Annotated in this window: 12 protein-coding genes and 1 tRNA gene; 4 read left to right on the top strand and 9 right to left on the bottom strand. The window is 60.7% G+C overall.

Translation table 11 applies throughout. The features are described from left to right. The coding region (locus SH809_03995) for a hypothetical protein (protein MDZ4698847.1) at window positions 1–443 on the bottom strand (443 nt) is incomplete at its 3' end. Window positions 444–646: 203 nt separating this feature from the next. On the opposite strand from SH809_03995, the gene SH809_03990 reads away from it, so the two are divergent. Next, the gene (locus tag SH809_03990; protein MDZ4698846.1) at window positions 647–1,567 is read left to right on the top strand and encodes an ABC transporter ATP-binding protein; all 921 of its coding nucleotides are present in this window, start codon (window positions 647–649) and stop codon (window positions 1,565–1,567) included. Between the two features lie 15 nt (window positions 1,568–1,582). Then, window positions 1,583–2,320, top strand: coding sequence for an ABC transporter permease (locus SH809_03985; GenBank protein ID MDZ4698845.1), 738 nt, complete (start codon window positions 1,583–1,585; stop codon window positions 2,318–2,320). Window positions 2,321–2,720: 400 nt separating this feature from the next. Here the strand turns inward: SH809_03985 and SH809_03980 are convergent, their stop codons facing one another. From SH809_03980 to SH809_03945, 8 genes are all read right to left on the bottom strand, one after another. Then, window positions 2,721–3,239, bottom strand: coding sequence for an SEC-C metal-binding domain-containing protein (locus SH809_03980; GenBank protein ID MDZ4698844.1), 519 nt, complete (start codon window positions 3,237–3,239; stop codon window positions 2,721–2,723). Window positions 3,240–3,959: 720 nt separating this feature from the next. Further along, the gene (locus SH809_03975) at window positions 3,960–7,400 is read right to left on the bottom strand and encodes a type IIL restriction-modification enzyme MmeI (protein ID MDZ4698843.1); all 3,441 of its coding nucleotides are present in this window, start codon (window positions 7,398–7,400) and stop codon (window positions 3,960–3,962) included. 76 nt (window positions 7,401–7,476) lie between these two features. Continuing rightward, window positions 7,477–7,549, bottom strand: a tRNA-Arg gene (locus SH809_03970). Window positions 7,550–7,623: 74 nt separating this feature from the next. Next, on the bottom strand, window positions 7,624–10,440 hold the full coding sequence (locus SH809_03965; GenBank protein MDZ4698842.1) for a discoidin domain-containing protein: 2,817 nt from the start codon (window positions 10,438–10,440) through the stop codon (window positions 7,624–7,626). 202 nt (window positions 10,441–10,642) lie between these two features. Beyond that, window positions 10,643–11,809, bottom strand: a complete 1,167-nt coding sequence (locus SH809_03960) for a glycosyl hydrolase (GenBank protein ID MDZ4698841.1) — start codon at window positions 11,807–11,809, stop codon at window positions 10,643–10,645. A gap of 27 nt (window positions 11,810–11,836) precedes the next feature. Further along, entirely contained in the window at window positions 11,837–13,063 is a 1,227-nt protein-coding gene (locus SH809_03955; GenBank protein MDZ4698840.1) for an AGE family epimerase/isomerase, read from the bottom strand. Continuing rightward, the gene (locus SH809_03950) at window positions 13,060–14,262 is read right to left on the bottom strand and encodes a glycosidase (protein ID MDZ4698839.1); all 1,203 of its coding nucleotides are present in this window, start codon (window positions 14,260–14,262) and stop codon (window positions 13,060–13,062) included. The genes SH809_03955 and SH809_03950 overlap by 4 nt, the downstream gene beginning before the upstream one ends. Window positions 14,263–14,381: 119 nt before the next feature. Beyond that, a complete protein-coding gene (locus SH809_03945; GenBank protein ID MDZ4698838.1) occupies window positions 14,382–16,226 on the bottom strand; it encodes a sodium:solute symporter family protein in 1,845 nt (614 codons plus the stop codon). A gap of 196 nt (window positions 16,227–16,422) precedes the next feature. Between SH809_03945 and SH809_03940 the strand changes: the two genes are divergently transcribed. Next, window positions 16,423–17,712: an MFS transporter gene (locus tag SH809_03940; protein ID MDZ4698837.1), complete on the top strand. Its 1,290-nt coding sequence runs from the start codon at window positions 16,423–16,425 to the stop codon at window positions 17,710–17,712. Between the two features lie 95 nt (window positions 17,713–17,807). After that, window positions 17,808–18,368, top strand: a 561-nt coding sequence (locus tag SH809_03935) for a Nif3-like dinuclear metal center hexameric protein (GenBank protein MDZ4698836.1), incomplete at its 3' end; no start/stop codon positions are given.

Here is an 18,368-nt window from a genome sequence, read left to right as displayed (position 1 = left end):
TCATCGCCCAGCTGGGCGATGACCTTGATGGTCGTAGGAGCGCCCCTATAGAGGGCCGTGTGTTCGCTACCTGGTTCGATGAGTGCGGCCTGGCCGCCCATCCCGTGCAGATGCAGATGGCGAATCGGATGCGGCGGCACGCGGGCAATGCAGGTGCTGGTGCCGGCGCGGGGCGCGAGGACGGCCATCGTCACGCTGCCCGAAAAGAGCGAGGCGTCGCGGTAGTTGATGCCCGAGCCGCGGTTGACGTTTTGAATCCGATCGATCAGCCCCACCCGACCCTCGATCCTTCCCAGGATAAGGTCGCCCTGGTGCCAGTCGCCTGCGAGGTCAAGCGGGAGTAGGTAATGGATGTCGCGCGGGTTGACCCGACGGATCGCGCTCGGCAGGAGCCACTGCCCACGCCGTGCGGGGTCTACCTGGGTAATCTTGTCGATCGCCATACGTCCCTCTGAATGCGGTCACAATATGACACGAGGCTACCCATCCGTGCAAGTGATCGTACTATTAGCTGATATAACCCGCACCGCGGTATGCCGCATTCCACCCCCTGATCGATTTTTGCAGGGTTCGTCCTGTCTGTGCGACTATTCCCCGCGTCGCGCGTACGCTGCGCCTTCTGGCTCACCCACCCCTCGCTCACCGCATGCCTACACCCGTCATCTCCGTCTCCAACCTGGGGAAACGCTACGGATCCACCGTGGCGGTCGAAGATGTTTCCCTCGAAGTCTACGCGGGCGAGATCTTCGGCCTGATTGGCCCGAATGGCGCCGGTAAAACGACCACGATGGAGTGCCTCCAGGGCCACCGCAAGGCGGATAAAGGGACGATCTCGGTGCTGGGTCTCCATCCCCAACGGGATGCGCAGGCGCTGCGCCGGCGCATCGGCGTCCAGCACCAGGAAGCGCATCTACAGAAACGCATCAAGGTCTGGGAGGCGGTCGACCTCTGGTCGTCCTTGTACGCCACCAGCGCCGTCGACGGCGACGCACTCCTCACTCGCCTCGGCCTCCAGGAAAAGCGCAACGCCTGGTTCATGACACTCTCCGGCGGCCAGAAGCAGCGGCTGTTTATCGCCCTCGCCCTCATTCACGACCCCGAACTGGTGTTCCTCGACGAACTCACCACCGGCCTCGATCCCCAGGCGCGGCGGACCATCTGGGAGCTCATCACTGACATCCACGACCGTGGCAAAACCGTCTTTCTGACCACACATCTGATGGAAGAGGCGGAACGACTGTGCGACCGCGTCGCGATCATCGAACACGGGAAGGTGCTCGAAATCGGGACGCCGGCGGACCTCGTGGATACCCACTGCCCGGAACGCCGTGTCGTATTCACGAGCGACGATACCGGCCTGGCAGGCCGCCTCGGTCGTCTACCTGCCAGGGTGTCGGTCTCGGGCGAAGGGGTGACGTACACGCTCGATGGCGCCGGCGACTCGTTTGTAACGGAGGTAATCTATTTCATTGCGCGCGAAGCTATCCGGGTGAGTGGGTTTCGGACGGAGATGCCCACGCTGGAGGACGTGTTCCTCAAGCTCACCGGCCACGGAATCAGGGAATAAGAAGCGGATATGCCCATGCTGAACGGACTCTGGAAGCTGACCTGGATCGAAACGAAGGTGTTTCTGCGCGAACCCATGGGGGTGTTCGGCACGATCGGCATCCCGGTGGTGCTGTTTATCGTGCTCGGCCGCGTGTTGGGCGCCGGGAGTTCGAATGCGGCGGATGGCGCTTCGGTTCAAGTCCCCATCCTTGCGGCCCTCATGATCGCCATCAGCGCTGTGCTATCGCTTGTGGCCATCATTTCGATTTACCGGGAGGGTGGCATCCTGAAACGTCTGCGCGCCACCCCGCTCACACCTGTCACCATCTTGAGCGCTCAGGTGATCGTCAAGCTCGGGTTTACGGCGATCAGCCTGGTATTGCTGGTGCTGGCCGGCCGGCAGTTTTTCCCCGGCGCCATAACCCCACATCTCGCCAGCTTTTCCGCCGCCTTGCTCCTGAGCACGCTGAGTATTCTGTCGCTCGGTTTCGTGATCGCCAGCCTCGTTCCCACCGCCCGGTTCGCTCAACCCATCGGGGCGGGCTTCATGTACCCTATGTTGGCGGTGTCCGGACTGTTTTTTCCCCTCGAAGGGATGTCGCCGGTCTTAAAAGGCTTTGCGCTTTTGTTACCCACCACCCACGCCGTCGCCCTGCTCGAAGCGACCTGGCGGTTCGGCGACTGGGCCGGCCAGTGGATCCATGTCGCGGCTCTGTTGCTGGCGTTCGGAGTCTGCACCGCTATTTCGACGAAGGTGTTTCGGTGGGAGTAAACGCAAAAACGCGTTAAACGTATATGCGTTGAACGTTACACGCTGCTTTCGTACTCGTACTCAGCGAAGCGGTACTCCTACTCGTACTCGATATTCCCGTAATCAGCCTGGCGTCGAACAAAAACGCCTTGAAATCTATTTCAGGGGGCGTGGCCGAGTCGCCGTGCCCTGCCCTAAAGGACGGGGCTATCATGCGGCGTCGCTCCGCGACGCGTGGTAAGCCTGCCGAGCAAATAAATCTGGTTCTTATGCCCGAGAAAGATCAGAACTGACGTTATGCGTTACCAGGCTGCGCGTTACGCGTTTGGCCTTAAACGGCGCTCAGTTGCTAAAAAAGCGTATACGAAAACCTCAACCGCATAACGAAAAAACGTTCAACCCGAAACGTCACATACTATCCTCAAGCACCACAACAATATTTATACTTCCTACCGCTCCCGCAACCACACGGTGCATTACGATCAGGTCGATTAATTTTGACCGGACCAGGTATATTTGGATCCACTCTTTCTCGAAGCGCTTTGTAATGGCGTTTTAATCGATCAATGTACGCATGATCCGACAGCACCTCCTTACTGACTAGCTCCAAAAGTCTCGGGGCCAAATCCGTTTGGTTGCTCATCGAATTCAGAGCCGGCCCCTTCAGTTCATCGATGATGAATTTCTCATCTCTACCGTACCATTTTTTATAAAACTGCACTGACTCCCAGCCATAAACTATAATGGCTACCGGGCTATGTTGATTAAGTGATCTTATTTCAAGCATAACACGTCGGCAATCGCACCCTGCTTCGTCGCAATACAGCTCCAGAAGCCCAAAAGAGTCACTTCCCAATATGGGGTCATCAAAAACTGTAATGTTCCTGGTTTCCTTTTCAGCAATCTCTGGAAAGTAGGTATAAAAATGGACGTAGGGCATGGCTGGTCAGGGCATTGATTGCTGACGTTTCGAGCTCACAGCGCGGATGTCATCCAGAGACCCATAGCCCGGCCGCGCAGGGCTTTCATGTCGGGCATGACAGGGCTTCGGAAGCAGGTTGTACGGCTTGGTGGCCGTAGGCATAGGGTCACGGAAAACTCGGGGGAAGGAGGCTATAAGGATAGCGCCGAGTGGTGCTTTTTATAAATAGCATTGTCATCCCGACCGTAAGTGCCGGCGCAAGCCGGCACTGAAGCGGAGGGACCTCCTTGAGGTTGGCACGCTGCCCGGCTAAAGGAGGTCCCTCCACGTCCCCCGCATGCGCGGGGGACGTGGAGGGATGACAACGCAATTTTTTTGTTTCACACCACTCGGCGGCAAACCGTATGGTGACTGTTTGCGCTAATCCCAGAATTGCCGATCAAGAGGTAGCTTCTCAATGGATGATGTCATTAGCAGCCTGTCGAGGAACTGCCCTCGACAGGCTCGGATGTCTCAATTATTTGGCGTTCCGCTGTGAATCTCAGGGTCGACCGTGATACGTTGTGCGTTCATAAAGGCGCCTCGATGAATGGCTGAAAGGGGCTTGCAGGGCCTAACGATAGGTGTCTGACACGTTGAATACGCGGCGTTTCCGCTCCGCGTTCCGTGTTCATGGTTCCGGGTAAACGGTACCCCAAACGGGTGATCACCCGGAACTCCGAACCCGGAACGCGACGATTACACGACGAACCGCCCCGCCTCCGGCTGCCGGACGTGCCCCAGCATCTCAAGCGCCTGCAACACGGACTCGACATCGGCCACCTTCGCCCCCTTGGAGGACCCGGCCACCTCCGCGGCTGTTACCCCGCCGGCCCGGCTTTCGATCGCACGCTGCACCGCCTGCACGCGTTCCGCGAGCGACTTCGGCCAGGGCGTCTTGCCTGCCGGCACCGCCGGCGCCGCTTCGGTCTCCTCCTCCCCCATCTCAAGGGCCGCCTGATGCCCATCGCGGCCCCTGGCCTGGTACTCGGGGCGCAGATACCTGATCAGTCCACGGGCTTCTTCAGCCGCGCGCTCCTTGTTCAGGGCGACGAGGCGCTCCAGGATCTCTTCGTCGCTGAGATCGGCCGGCCAGCCGTAAGCCTCGGCTACCGCCGCGTCGATGCGATCGTGCAGGTCCTTAAGCACGGAGACAAGCCCTTGCTCGTGGATGATCTTCTCTTTCGCAGTCAGCGGCACGCCGGCGCGAAGCTTCTCCACGACGTTGTACATGCCGGTCATGGTCAGATCCGGGTGTGCCTCCTGCTGGCGCTTGCGGTGGGCGTCGAGCTGTTCGGCCAAATCCTTGATTTTGCCCCGAACTCCCGACCCCAAATCAGGAAAGGGGAATTTATTAAAACAATCCGAGTGGTTGTAAGTTGAGTCATTTCCAACACCAAGCCATCCTCCTGTTCTAGCCGCCCATATGACATGGGCTTTAGAAGAGAGAACTCCAAGAAAGAATGGGTCGTCCAATGCGATCATAACCACCTTAGACTCCGACATTGTTGCCGATCCAATAAATGCGAATATTCGATGTTTAGCGGTGCGGCAAGTCACGATATAACGATCCAGTTTTTCCAACGCTGGTCGAAAGGTTGATCTTGGTTCCCCAAATATCCACCAGTTCTCTCGGTAAGATTGCCGATTATTTTGGTCTCGTTCCGGTTTGACACGATCTAAAATCCATTGATATACTTCTGGATACTTCTGAATAACGTCATGGATCGAAAGTCCGAAAAGGTCAATTACCATGGCCCCCCTAGTCCTTTGAACAAGATCTTTTCCGTTAATAAATGGTCTTATATATCTATTCAGATCATCTTTGGCTACACCATTTATTCCCAACTGTATCGCTTCCTCAGCACTCACAACGAATCCCATTCCATGCAACTTAATACCCATTTGACAGACGCCTTGATTGGCAGCAAGGTCAATCAAGGATCCAAAATCATTTCCAACTGACAAGTCAAAATTAATTTCACCCTTCCTTGCTTTCAGGTCCATAACTATTGCCCCACCATCCTCGACTTTTTCCTCACCAAGTTCGAACAATACCCCTCCAGTAGCTCTTGAAGTACCAACTGTCATCGAGATCCGCACCGCCGCCCCATCCGCACTATCAACCCACGGATGATCCGGAATCGCGAACGCCAACGACAACGCCGGCTTCGCGTCCATGTGGTACTGAAGCACCTTTCGATTAAAGGTCTGGCGCAAGCTGTTCGTCGCAATGAACCCAAAGCGCTCCGCCTCGCCGGCGCGCACGGCTTCGGCCGCTTTGTGCCACCAGAACATGACGTAGTCGGCGCTGTCCGGGACGAGTTTGTAGGTGCGACGCAGCGCCTCGGTATAGCCGTCACCCAGCGCCTCGCGCATCATCGCCGGCCCAACAAACGGCGGATTCCCAACGATGAAGTCAGCCTTCGGCCAGGTGGCTTCCCGTGGATTGACATAGTCAAACACCGGCACCCGCGCCGTATCATCCGGCACCTCCTCCCCCGTCACAGGGTGAATCTTCTTCGTGCGCCCATCCCACCGCGTCACCGGCCGGCCGTGTTCGTCAAGCCGTGGCACCTTCGCGTCGTAGGCGAGCACCGCGTCTTGCTGCTTGATATTTTTGTAGTCTTTGAGGATTGGCGGATCCAGGCGCTTCGCGTCCCCCCTGGTTCGCATGTGCCATTGCAGGTAGCCGATCCATAGCACGACATCGGCGATCCGGGCGGCCCTGGGGTTGATCTCCAGTCCGAGCAACTGGTCAGGCGAAACCGTGTAGGCGCCGGTCATGTCGAGCACCTGCTGCCCTTTGTAACTGAGCAGCACCTCCTGCACCTCGCCCTCGATGCGCTTGAGGTGTTCGAGCGTCACGTAGAGGAAGTTTCCCGAACCGCAGGCCGGGTCGAGCACCTTCAACGAGCAGAGCCGGCGCTGGAAGGTCTCGATCTCCTTCCTTGCCGCACGTTCGTCGCCGGCCTGCTCCTGCAAGCTCGCGGCTGCCTGCGCGGCCTCCCACTCGGCGCGCAGCGGCTCGATGATCGTCGGCATGACGAGGCGCTCGACGTACGCGCGCGGCGTATAATGCGCCCCCAGCTTGTGCCGCTCGACGGGATCAAGCGCCCGTTCGAGCAGCGTCCCAAAGATCGCCGGCTCCACGTCCTTCCAATCGGCTTCGGCGGCTTCGACGATCAGCTCCAGCTGAGGCAACGTCAGTGGGAGCGCCTCCTGGTCGGCAAACAGACCGCCGTTGAACTCCACGATGTCGGCTTCGATGGCCGGCGAGAATCCGCCGGCATTCATGGTGGCCCACAGCGCCGAGAGCATCTTGGGCAGAACGTCGAGCCGGTCCTTGAAACGCGTCAACAGGTTCGTGAAGACGCGGTCCGGGATCAGCCCCACATCCTCCGCGAACATCGTGAACAGGCACCGCATGAGGAACTGCGCCACCCGATCCGGCTCATAACCCGCCCCCTCGAACGAGGCCGCGAGGCGCGCCAGCCGGTCCGCCAGGACACGCGTCACCCGTGCGCTGCGCCGGGTGGGATCGAGTGACATCGGATCCGTCCACGCCGCCCTCAGCCTCTCCCGCACCTCCTCGCGGACGAGGTCCTCGATCAGGATCCGGTAGCTGTTCGTGTCCGGAAACTGCGCGTACGTCTTGCCCTGCCGCTGAAAGTCGGCGTAGAGGTCGATGCAGTGCCCGACATCGACGACAATCAGCAGCGGCGGCCATTCTTCTTTCAGTGCCCGAGCATACCGAAAGGCCTGGTTCTTCGCGGACGTCATGGCCTGTGCCCAGCCGCGAGTCCCCCGGCGGGCCGTGCCGGCCCGGCGTTTCAGCGCCTCGCCGCCGAGCTGGACGCGCTCGTCATCGCCCGGAGCGTCGGTCCCCTGCTTGCCCTCCAGGATATAGCAGCCTTTTTTGTAGAGGTCGATGAACTTGGTGGACGTTCTCCCGTCTCCGTCATCAAAAACGACTGCCCGCTCGAAGCAGTACGAGTTCAGCTCCGATACATTGGTGGACGGCGCCGGCCGCTCGACCTCCAGGAGGTCGCACAGGTCGTTTATGAAGCTCTGGAGATTGGCGCGTTCCGAGCCGCTTGACTTCTTCCAGTGGCTGATGAAGGCGGCAGGGTCGAGCATGCTTGGTGCGCTGGAGATGTGTAGGGCCTCATGTTAAGCAGTCATTTCACCTGCCAATTGAGCCTTTTTTCACGCGTGCCCCCGGCTGGAATCGAACCAGCGACCCCAAGTTTAGGAAACCTGTGCTCTATCCCCTGAGCTACGGAGGCGGGAAAAACCCCTGTATCACCTGTGCCGGCAAATCGGGTTCCGGCACGTAGGTTGCCACGTAGGCAACAGCGCGTTACCGCAGCAGCACCATCCGGCGCGTCGCTTCGAACGTGCCGGCCCGCAGGCGATAGACGTACATCCCGTTCGCCAGCCCCTTCGCATCCAGCGCTACCCGGTGCTCGCCGGCGGACATCACGCCATCCACCAGTACCGCCACCTGCCGGCCCATGAGGTCAAACACCGCCAGCGTCACCGCGGCCGACTCGGGCAGCGTGTAGCCGATCTCCGCCCGGCCACTGAACGGATTGGGGTAGTTCTGGGCCAGTCCGTACGTCGCCAGCCCCCCCGGCGGCTCGGCGCCGACGTTCACCACGGTGGACGAGACATCGACGTAATCGATGTACATCCTTCCATCCATCTTCTCAATCTGGAGGGTGTTGGCGCCTGCCAACAGTTCCACTTCCACCCCACGCACGAGCCACGTATTCGCGGGTCCGCCAAAGTCGAGCTCAGCCGCGCGGACGCGGTTCACGTTCAGCGCCTGGGTTTTTGCCCCGAACGGGAGATAATACCGGAATGCGAGAAAGTACCGGCCAGCCGCCGGAACGGTCACGCTCAGCCAGGTGAACGTCCCGTTATCGCGCATGAACATGTAGTGCCCGCCGCTCGCGCCAGAGACAAAATCGGACACACTGACGTCGCCGATAGGGATCGCACTTTCGGCCTCGTACCGCGTGAAGCCAGCGGTCGATCGCACAAAAACGGGCACAACGGCTGTCGATACCGTGATGCCGTCTAAATCAGTGGCCTCGGCGCGAACCGTGTACGAGCCGGCGCCAGGGGCCGTCCATGGGAGGAGGAACGGGTCACCGACGGCCTCGCCGAGCGGAACGTCGTCGAGGTAGTAGGCGACGCGCGCGACGGCGCCGTCAGGGTCGCTCACGCGGACGGACAGGGTGTCGCCGGCGCCAGGTTCGAACAGGGAGCCCTCGGCCGGCCATACAAGTGTCGCCTCCGGCGGCTGTGCGGCGGACCGGAGGCCGTACGCCTCCATCTCCCAGAGCGAATAACCGAACTCGGTCGCACGTGTTATCCCCTGCATCCTCACATACCGCCCATCCAGCGGGGCGTCGAACACGATTTCATCCGTCCCGCCGTCGCCGGCACGCTCCTCGTGGACCGTCGTCCAGAGCCGGCCGTCGTACGAGAGGTCGATAGTATATGCCTCTCCGTAGGCGGCTTCCCAGACGAGCGTCAGGCGGGCGATAGCGTAGGACGCGCCGAGGTCCACCGCCAGCCACTCGTCGTCGGGATCTGCGTCGCCTTCTTCGTCGTCCCAGGCGCTGCTCCAGCGGGTGTTTGGGTCGCCGTCGACGGCGAAGTCGGCCACTTGGTCACCGCCGCAGCAGGCCTCGAAGGTCGAGGCGGTCGCCGGCTGCCGGCGCATCCGGTTTACCTGGTCGGGGTCGAGCACGGTAACGGTAACCGTGTCCGCCAGCTCGCTGCCGTCGTCGCGGCTGACGGCGCTCAGGATATAGGACGTCGTCGCGGTGGGCGACACGGTGAGGGTACCGCTCGAATCCACAAGCGCCCCGTCGAGGGTGACGGACGCGGCGCCGCGGACGCTCCAGCGGAGTTCGCTGGTCTGCCCGGCCTCGACGCCGGGAGGGTCCGCGAAGAAGCTGGAAATCCGCAGCCCGGTGTTGATGGCCACGGCGTCCGGATAGGTTTCGAACAGCAACTGCGTGCTTTCGAGGATGCGGGGCCAGTTCACCACACCCTCGGCGCTGCTCGGGAAGTTGAACCACTGCCACGCCAGAGCGCCGGCGTAGCCGCGTTCGTACAGGGTGGGGTACAGGTCCTCGTACGGGATGCCAAATGTCGCGTCCGGGTTGCCATCGTCGCCGCCGCCCATAAAAAACTCGGCGATCACGAGGGGCTTGGCGAGGCCCCATTCGGCGGCATCGTGATGGAACGGAGAGAGCGCCGTGCCGCCCCATTCGTAGTAGTGGGTGGTGTAGAAATCGAGAAAGCCGTCGGGGTCGCCGCCGGCGGCGATGAGGCGTTCGTCGGTGTAGTAGTTGATGTTGACGAAGCTCGTCAGGCGGTCGTAGAACGCGCGCGTTTCGTCGGCCGTGAAAGGGTGGGCATAGCGGTCGGACAGGCCCTGACGGACGCGTTCTACCCGCTCGGGATCAAGCGCTTCGGCCGCAAAGGCGGTTTTGGCCGGCGTGGCGTCGCTCGATGCCAGGAACGCCCAGGAGCCGTTGGTGACCTGCGCGGCAGGGTCGGCCCCATGGATGGCGCCGGCCGTCCGGTTGATGAACCGCTGGATATCGGCCATCGGGATGTGCCGGTTGAAATCCCACCCGAACTCGTTGCTCATCCCCTCGGGCTCGTTGAAGATTTCCCAGGCGATGATGGCGGGGTGGCCGGCGAGGGCCTCGACCATCGGGATGAGCGCGTTGTCGATGTAGGTCTGCGTGAGGGTCGTATCGGTGAGGATCCCGAACGCGCGGTCGGTGATGAGGGCGCCATTGGAGATCCGGAGCATGTCGAACGACCAGAGGCAGAGCATCAGGCCGATGTTCTGCTCCCAGGCCGCGTCGAGGATGGTGCGGAGGTCGTCGATGGCGCCGGCGCCCGGCCCGATAACCTCCCCCCCGCTCCACGCCGGGGTCGCCGCGCCGGTCGTGTGGAGCCACAGTCGCATGGCGTTGCCGCCGCCGGCGCCGAGCTGCTCGAACATGCCGTTGAAACGGACCACGTCGGTGGTCCCCGGCCCGATGTCCCGCGCGAAGTTCACCCAGGCCACATTGCCGCCACTCAGGAACAGCTCCTGGCCGTTAAACGCAACCCGGTCCTGGCGCTGGGCCGACGCGGTTGCCACGAGTAGTGAAAGAAGCGCCAAGAAAGCGATCCGCGCTGTGTGTTGGCTATATGGCATCCGTTTCCCGGTCGGGGTCGGGGATGATGATGAAGGAAAGGTTTTGGCTATAAATGAGCACATATGGATCGAATGCTGTGGTTTCCCTGTCGGCTATGCGTGAACCTCAAACGCATAACGAAAAAACGTTCAACGCCTTCCTTAGTTACCGGTACAACGCCGGCAGTTCGTCCTCAAAAAGCACGAACGGGTGGGCATAGAAGTGCTTGAAGTCTTCCGCGCTTGGGTGATCCGGAAAGGGGGCGTAGAAGTGGTCCGGACGGTTATTGGCATTGCGCCAGACGAGTACGTAGCTGATCCGCCGGCTCACCGGGTCGTCGGTGATGGCTTTGAGCAGGCGCTGCGTCCACCAGGTGGGCAGGGGGATCCGCTCGGACCCGGTTTCGGTGAGGGCGGCGAGTTTACCCCGCGCCTCGGCCCAGGTCACCAGCATGCGCAGCCGGCGCGTCATGTCGCCCACGGTTTCGTCGCGGCCGAGGGCATGATAGTCGTCGTAGCCGAGCATATCGACGTACGCATCCCCCGGGTAATGATGAAAGTACTCCGCTTCGCTTTCGAATACATCGGTGGCGTAGACATACAGCAGGTTACGCAGCCCTTTTTCATCGCGCAGGTACTCCACGGTAAACCGCCACAGGGCGATGTACTCCTCGGGCGTCACGTGCCCTTTGCCCCACCAGAACCAGCCGCCCGTGTGCTCGTGAAACGGCCGAAACAGGATCGGGACGGGCTTTCCCGCGCCCAGCCACGCGAAAGGTCCGGTTTTTAATCCACCCACAAACCCTGCAAATCGGTCCAACCAATCCCGGTACGTCGCATGATGCACCCCGCCTGGCAGGATGGTGTGTATGGCTCGTGTGGTATCCCACGCATTGCCTCCGGATGCCGGGTTGTTCATGTGCCAGCCGATCGTGACGACGCCTCCGCGTTTGTAGCCGTCCTTGATCCAACCCTGCATGTCCTTGAAGTTCACCCGATCCAGATTTTCCTTTTTCCCCAGCTCCAGATCGCCCAGCTCCCAGCCGTACACGGCCGGGTAGGCCCCCACGGTTTCGCGGACGTCCGATCGGCCGGCCTCGCGCTGCCAATTGACCCCGTACGCCAGATCGTCCTGATGCCCGAACAACACGGCATCTGGCGCAAGCGTTTTCAGGTTGGCGAAAAGCGCGCGCGTCTGCCGGGTCGCGTCGGGGTCGACGAGTCGGAAGCCGGTTGTTGCGGTCCGCTGCGAAACGGCGCAGCCGGCCAGCATCGCCCCGGCGCCCAGCATACATAGAATAATTCCAGCCCAGGAAAGCGTTTGCTTGGTCATTGACGATATCCTGTTTCGTAAAACCGACTACCTGGATGGGGCCAGCATCGCCTGGATCCGAGCGGTCCGCTCCATAATCTCGAGGCATGCCCGGGTATTGTGATAGGGGCATTTCCACGGACCCACCTTGTCCTCGTGGAGATAGGGCACGCCGGCGCGCGACACCCTAAAAAACCATTCGCCGTGATCATGGTCCACGATAAAGCGCTGGATATATGTCCAGTTGAGGGAGGCCTGATGCAAAAACGTTTCTTCGTGGACGAGTTCATAGGCATTCAGAAATCCGACCACGGCTTCGGCCTGCGGCCACCAGTGCCTGTCTTCGTCGAGCCGATGGGGCGTGGCCTCGTTGTACAGGCTACCATCGGGCGCGACGCCGGCGTTAAGCGTGGCGCGAACCATGGCGATCGCCTCGCCTTCAGCTTGCAGGATTTGCCCGGGGTCGCCTAGCGTGCGCGCCGCATCGCAAAGAAGCCAGCTCGCCTCGATGTCGTGCCCGAACGATACGAGCCGGTTGATGGCCGTCCAGTCCGCGTCAAAGGCTTGTCTCAGATGGTGCGTGTCTGGATCGACGATCGTGTTCAGGAAGAGATCGAGCAGCTGGCGGAGCCGCCGCTGCAGCCGCTCGTCCGGCCAGATCCGCAGCAGACTCGCGTAGGCCTCGAGAACGTGTAACTGGGTGTTGGCCGACTTCGCGGCAACGGGGTCTTTCGGGCTCAGCGACTCCATCGGCCGCCGGCGCCAGGTGGCGTCGTAGATCTCGAAATAACCGCCGAATGCAGGGTCCGCCGTGTGCGCCTCGAGGAGGTCGAACAGATCGATCGCCCAGTCTAGCGCGCCGGTGTTTCCGGTAGCCCGGTGGTAGGCCGTCAGGGCATACATCAGGAACGCCTGGGCGTAGGTGTATTTCTTGGTGTCGAGCGGTTGGCCGAGATAGTCGACCATCCAGTACGCCCCGCCGGCAACGTCATCCCAGAAACGCGCTCTGATATAGGCAAACGCACGGTGCGCCAGCAGGCGGGACTCCGCGTCGCCAAGCACCCTCGCGGTCTCGCTAAATGTCCACAGGATGCGGGCATTCAAGACGATGCCTTTCGGGGCGCGCCAGTCCGGGACGTTTCCCCCCGTGATGGCGCCGATGAAGCCGCCATGGGTCGCATCCACGGTCCGGCTCGTCCAATACGGTAGGATGTGGTGCGTCAATTCGCGGTGCGCGTCGGCGTATAAAGCGCCGGCCATGTCGATGCTCTTCATCGCGCCTCCAGATACCTCATATTCTGATCGATCAGGGCGATGCGCTGTTGCACGTTCGCGGCGGAGCGCATCCCGTCGGCCGGCGTGTGGAGGGCATAATCCACCAGATGTCCGACGGTCGTGGTGGCGACATGCATGCGGGTGTCCGAGCTACCGTAATAGATGAACACGGTCCCGTCGTCGTCCGCGATCCAGCCGTTGCTAAACGCGACGTTCGAGACGTCGCCAACGCGTTCTTCCCCCTCCGGCGCCAGAAAATGGCCGGCCGGCGTATGGGTCACGCGCCATGGCTCATCCCGCGCCGTCACAAAAAGGTAGGTGACGTACCGCAAGCCGGCCGCCGTCCCGCGCACACCATGCGCCAGATGCAGCCAGCCGGCCTCCGTCTTGATAGGCGGCGGCCCCTCGCCGTTTTTTACTTCCTTGATCGTATGGTAGGCGCGCTGATCGACAATCCTTTCGTGGATAATCACCGCGGGGTCCATCGACTCCGATACGCCCCAGCCGATGCCACCGCCCGTGCCGGCGTCGATGAAACCGTCCTGAGGTCGGGTGTAGAAGGCGTACTGACCCTCAACAAAATCGGGGTGCAAGACCACATTCCGTTGTTGAGGTGAAGGCGTCTTGAGATCTGGCAGACGCTCCCACGCCACCAGGTCGCGCGTCCGAGCGATTCCACACTGCGCCACGGCGGACGACAGGTCGCCCTTCGCGGCCTTCGGGTCCTTGCGCTCCGTGCAAAACAGCCCGTAGATCCAGCCATCGGCGTGCGCCGTGAGACGCATGTCGTACACATTGACATCCAGATCCTCGGTCTCGGGCATCACCACCGGGTAGTCCCAGAACCGGAAACGGTCGATGCCGTTCGAACTTTCGGCCACGGCGAAAAACGACTTCCGGTCGACGCCCTCCACGCGGGCGACCAACAGGTAGCGTCCGTTGTGCTTGATGGCGCCGGCGTTATACACCCCGTTTACACCCTGACGCTCCAATAACAGCGGGTTCGTGGCGGGGTTGAGGTCGTACCGCCAGAGCAGCGGCGTATGCGCCGCCGTGAGCGCGGGAAAACGGTACCGCGTGTAGATCCCGTTCCCCCCGGGCAACGGCTCGTTGGGGCGCTGGACGAGCACCTCGTAGTCGCGCTGGAGCGTGTTTAGTCGCTCCGCATACGCCGACGTGGAAAAGGCCAGGTGTTTCATGAAATGGATTCAGGTTCGAGTGTATCACGTACCGCCGCGCATAGTCTCGGAGGGACACGATATATCATGTCCGTCAATACGCCGCGCATTGCCGCCGCACACCATCGCATGCGTCGCCATCACGCCGGTGTATCGCGGATGGCGTCGTACCAGTTGCGTTTCAGAAAAATCGAGGTTGCCGCCACAACAGCCACGCAGAACGCAAACGTCCCAAAATCTTCCAGCACCAGGAAGATGCCGGTTGCCGTCAACGCCGTCTGCCACACGATGCCGACGGCCACATTGATCATATCTCGCCCGAAATCCCGGTTGGCCTGAATGGCGGGGTGTTCCGCGACCACTTTATCGTGGATCGGCTTCCAGAAGCCCCAGGGGCGGACTTTCAGGTAAAACGTCTTCAGCACCTCCTCGTCGTCCGCCGGCGTCAGCAGGCTGCCGGCCACGCTGCCGGCGACGGAGATCAGCAGCAGCGCCGGAAATGCATACACGGGTTTCGCCTCGCCAAACGCTCCCGGCCCAAACATCCCATCCATCAGCATCGGGACGAAGCCAGCGGCCAGCATTCCGGACACCATCCCCCAGAAATATCCGTAGCTATTAAACCGCCACCAGTACCATTTGAGGAGATTGGCGGCCGCGTAGCCACCATACAACGCGCCTACGATCCACAACACGAGGCTGTTCAGGTTCGGAACGAAGAAACCGAGCCCCGTGCCGATCAACACGACCGCGATCGACGCCGCGTAGCTCATCCGCACGTAGGTTTTCTGGGGCGCATCCGGGCGGATATACCGCTTATAGATGTCGTTCACGATATAGGCTGGCGCGGCGTTCACCGTGGCGGCGTAGGTGGACATGAAGGCCGCCAGCAGCGCCGCGATGAGCAGGCCGAGCAGACCCGTCGGGATAAACTCGCGCATCGCAAACGGCAGCACCAGCTCAAAATCCACCCCGGACCCCATCGCGTTGAGCTCATCGCTGAAAAAGACCAGCGCCAGAACCGTCAGCCCGGTGATCATCATATACCGCGGTACGAGCAGCACGAGGCTCACGAACCCGCTCATCTTGGCCGCTTCTCTTGGCGTCCGAGCCGAAAGCACCCGCTGCATGTCGTAGTTCGGCGCCGGCCCGGCCGCGCTCGCCAGGTAGCCTTTGAAGAGCATCAACAGGAAAAAAATCGAAAACAGTTCCCACCCGTCAGACGCGATTTTCTGGTTGGCGGCGTCCATCAGGCCGGTCCAGTCAAGATCTAGATGCCATCCAAAAAACAGCTCTCGCCAGCCGTCGGGCACGGCCGCATCCAACATGGCCGGCGATACCTGATACATCGCCACGATTCCCACCCCAATACAAGCGATGGTCATGACGAAGAACTGGAGCACCTCTGTAAATACCACACTAAACATCCCCCCCTTCACCACATACACCGTCGTCAACGCCGTGATGATGAGGCCGTAAACATGCACGTTCAGCTCCGGGTCGGCCGCCAGTTGCCAGGGCAGAAAGGTCGCGGCGAATTTGCCAATACCGATGAAGCCGTACGCAAGAAACCCGATCACATTCAGCAGTGCAAAAACGACCACCGTGAAATGCGCCAGGTGGGATCCGCGGCCCTCGCCAAAACGAAACGTAATCCACTCCGCCCCCGTCATCACCTCCGACCGCCGCAGCCAGACCGAGAGATACATCATCAGGAAGATCTGGTTAAATACCGGCCACAACCACGGTATCCAGACACTCTTGAGGCCATACACAAACAGCAGGTAGACCATCCACATCGTCCCACTGATATCGAACATCCCCGAGGCGTTTGATAACCCGAGCATGTACCAGGGGATGGTTTTGCCGCCAAGGAAATAATTCTCAAGGCTTTTCGACGCCCGCTTCGAAATCCAAAACCCGATGACGATCGTCGCCACCACATAGGCCCCGATGATGAATAGATCGATGAGCGATAACGTCATGGGAGCCGGCGACGCCTATTTATTCCATTTATTTTATTAATCAGACGGTAGGTAACGAATTTCCGTTTAGCAAGTCAAGCGATCGCTGCGGTAGACTAGAAAAAACGCTTCCGGAAAGGCCTCCTCCGACGACTTTTGCGCATGCGGCTGCCGCGCCTTACCATCCAACATCCTTTCCCACCTACATCTAAACCTCGTGCCTGACCCTAAGGCTCTCGACCGCCGCGCCGTCTTCGGATGGGCGATGTACGATTTCGCCAACTCGGCCTTCACCACACTGGTGGTGACGTTTATTTACGCTACTTACTTCACACAGGCCATCGCCGAAGACGCCACCAGCGGCACGGGCTACTGGTCGATCGGGGTGACGATATCGGCGCTGGCGGTGGCCATCCTATCGCCCTACGCCGGCGCCATTGCCGACCAGGGCGGCTATCGCAAGCGGTTCTTGTTGTGGTCGACGATCCTGGGTGTGCTGGCCACCGTGCTGCTCTTTTTCCCGCAGCCCGGCCAGATCTGGTTCGCGATCCTGGTATTCGCGCTTGGCAACTTCGCCTTCGAGATCGGGATTGTCTTCTACAACGCGTTTTTGCCCGATCTTGCGCCTCCGGAGAAAATCGGCCGAATCTCAGGGTACGCCTGGGGCCTCGGATACCTCGGCGGGCTCCTCTGCCTTTTTGTCGCACTGCTGGTGTTTATCCTGCCCGAGCAGGCACCGTTCGGGCTGGACAAAAGCACCGGTGAACACGTGCGGGCCACCAACTTGCTGGTCGCCCTGTGGTACGCGCTGTTTTGTATCCCGCTTTTTATCCTGGTTAAAGAGAAAAAGAAGGATAAACTGCCGCTGACGCGCGAGCTGCTCGCCTCGTCCACGCGCCAGTTCATCGACACCTTTCGGGAGATTCGCACCTACAAGCATCTCTTCCGCATGCTCGTCGCGCGCATCTTTTATAACGACGGGCTCACAACCATCATCGCCTTCGGGGCGATCTACGCAGCCGGTACGTTTGGCTTTGACACGACGCAGATCCTGTATTTCGGCATCGCGCTCAACGTGTCGGCCGGCCTGGGCGCCTTTGCGTTTGGGTACCTGGACGACAGGCTCGGCGGGAAGACGACAATCCAGATCTCAAACCTCGGCCTCATCGCCGCTGCAACACTCGCCGTGTTCGCGCAGAGCGAGTTGATGTTCTGGGTGGCCGGCGGCTTCGTGGGGCTGCTCATGGGCCCCAACCAGTCGGCCAGCCGCTCGCTTATGGGACGCTTCGTACCCAAAAACAAAGAGAACGAGTTTTATGGATTTTTTGCGTTCTCAGGCAAAGCCACAGCGTTTATGGGCCCGTTTCTTCTGGGTCGTTTCACGGAGTGGTTCGATAGCCAGCGCGCCGGCGTCGCCGTGGTAATCGTCCTGTTTATCATCGGCGCCAGCCTGCTCCAATCCGTCAACGAAGCCGAAGGCCGCGCCGCCGCCGGAAGAGAAGGATAATGGTTGATCGTCAATGGTTGATGGTTAACTGTCACTATCGCGTATCATTGACAATTGATTATTGACAATCAACCATCCTCTATCATCAACCATCGATGACGACATCAATCGCCGCCATCACCGCCGCGCTCGAAGCCTGGGCACCGCCTGCGTCGGCACAGGGGTACGACAATGTCGGCCTCCAGGTCGGTGACGACGGGGTGTCGGTCGAGACGGCGTTGCTGGCGTTGGACCTCACGCCGGCCGTTTTGGACGAGGCGATCGCCCTGGGCGCCCGGCTCATCATCACCCATCACCCGCTGATATTTAAGCCGCTGCGCTTCGTTCGAAGCGGCGACTGGCACGGGGAGCTTGTGTTGCGTCTCGCGCGGGCCGGCATCGCGCTTTATGCCATCCATACCAACCTGGATGCCGCGCATGGCGGGGTCTCGATGGCGCTGGCGGAGCAACTGGGGCTACGGGACATCGCTTTCCTACGGCCGATGACTGACACCCTCTACAAGCTGGTTACGTTTGTCCCGGCAACGCACCTCGAAACCGTACGTCGCGCCCTCGCCGACGCCGGCGCCGGCGTCATCGGGGCCTACGATTCATGTGCCTTCGTTGGGCCCGGACAGGGCTTTTTCCGGCCGGGTCCGGACGCATCGCCCCATATT

The sequence above is a fragment of the Rhodothermales bacterium genome (assembly GCA_034439735.1).
GTDB lineage: Bacteria > Bacteroidota > Rhodothermia > Rhodothermales > JAHQVL01 > JAWKNW01.
This window is presented reverse-complemented; position numbering and strand designations above follow the sequence as displayed.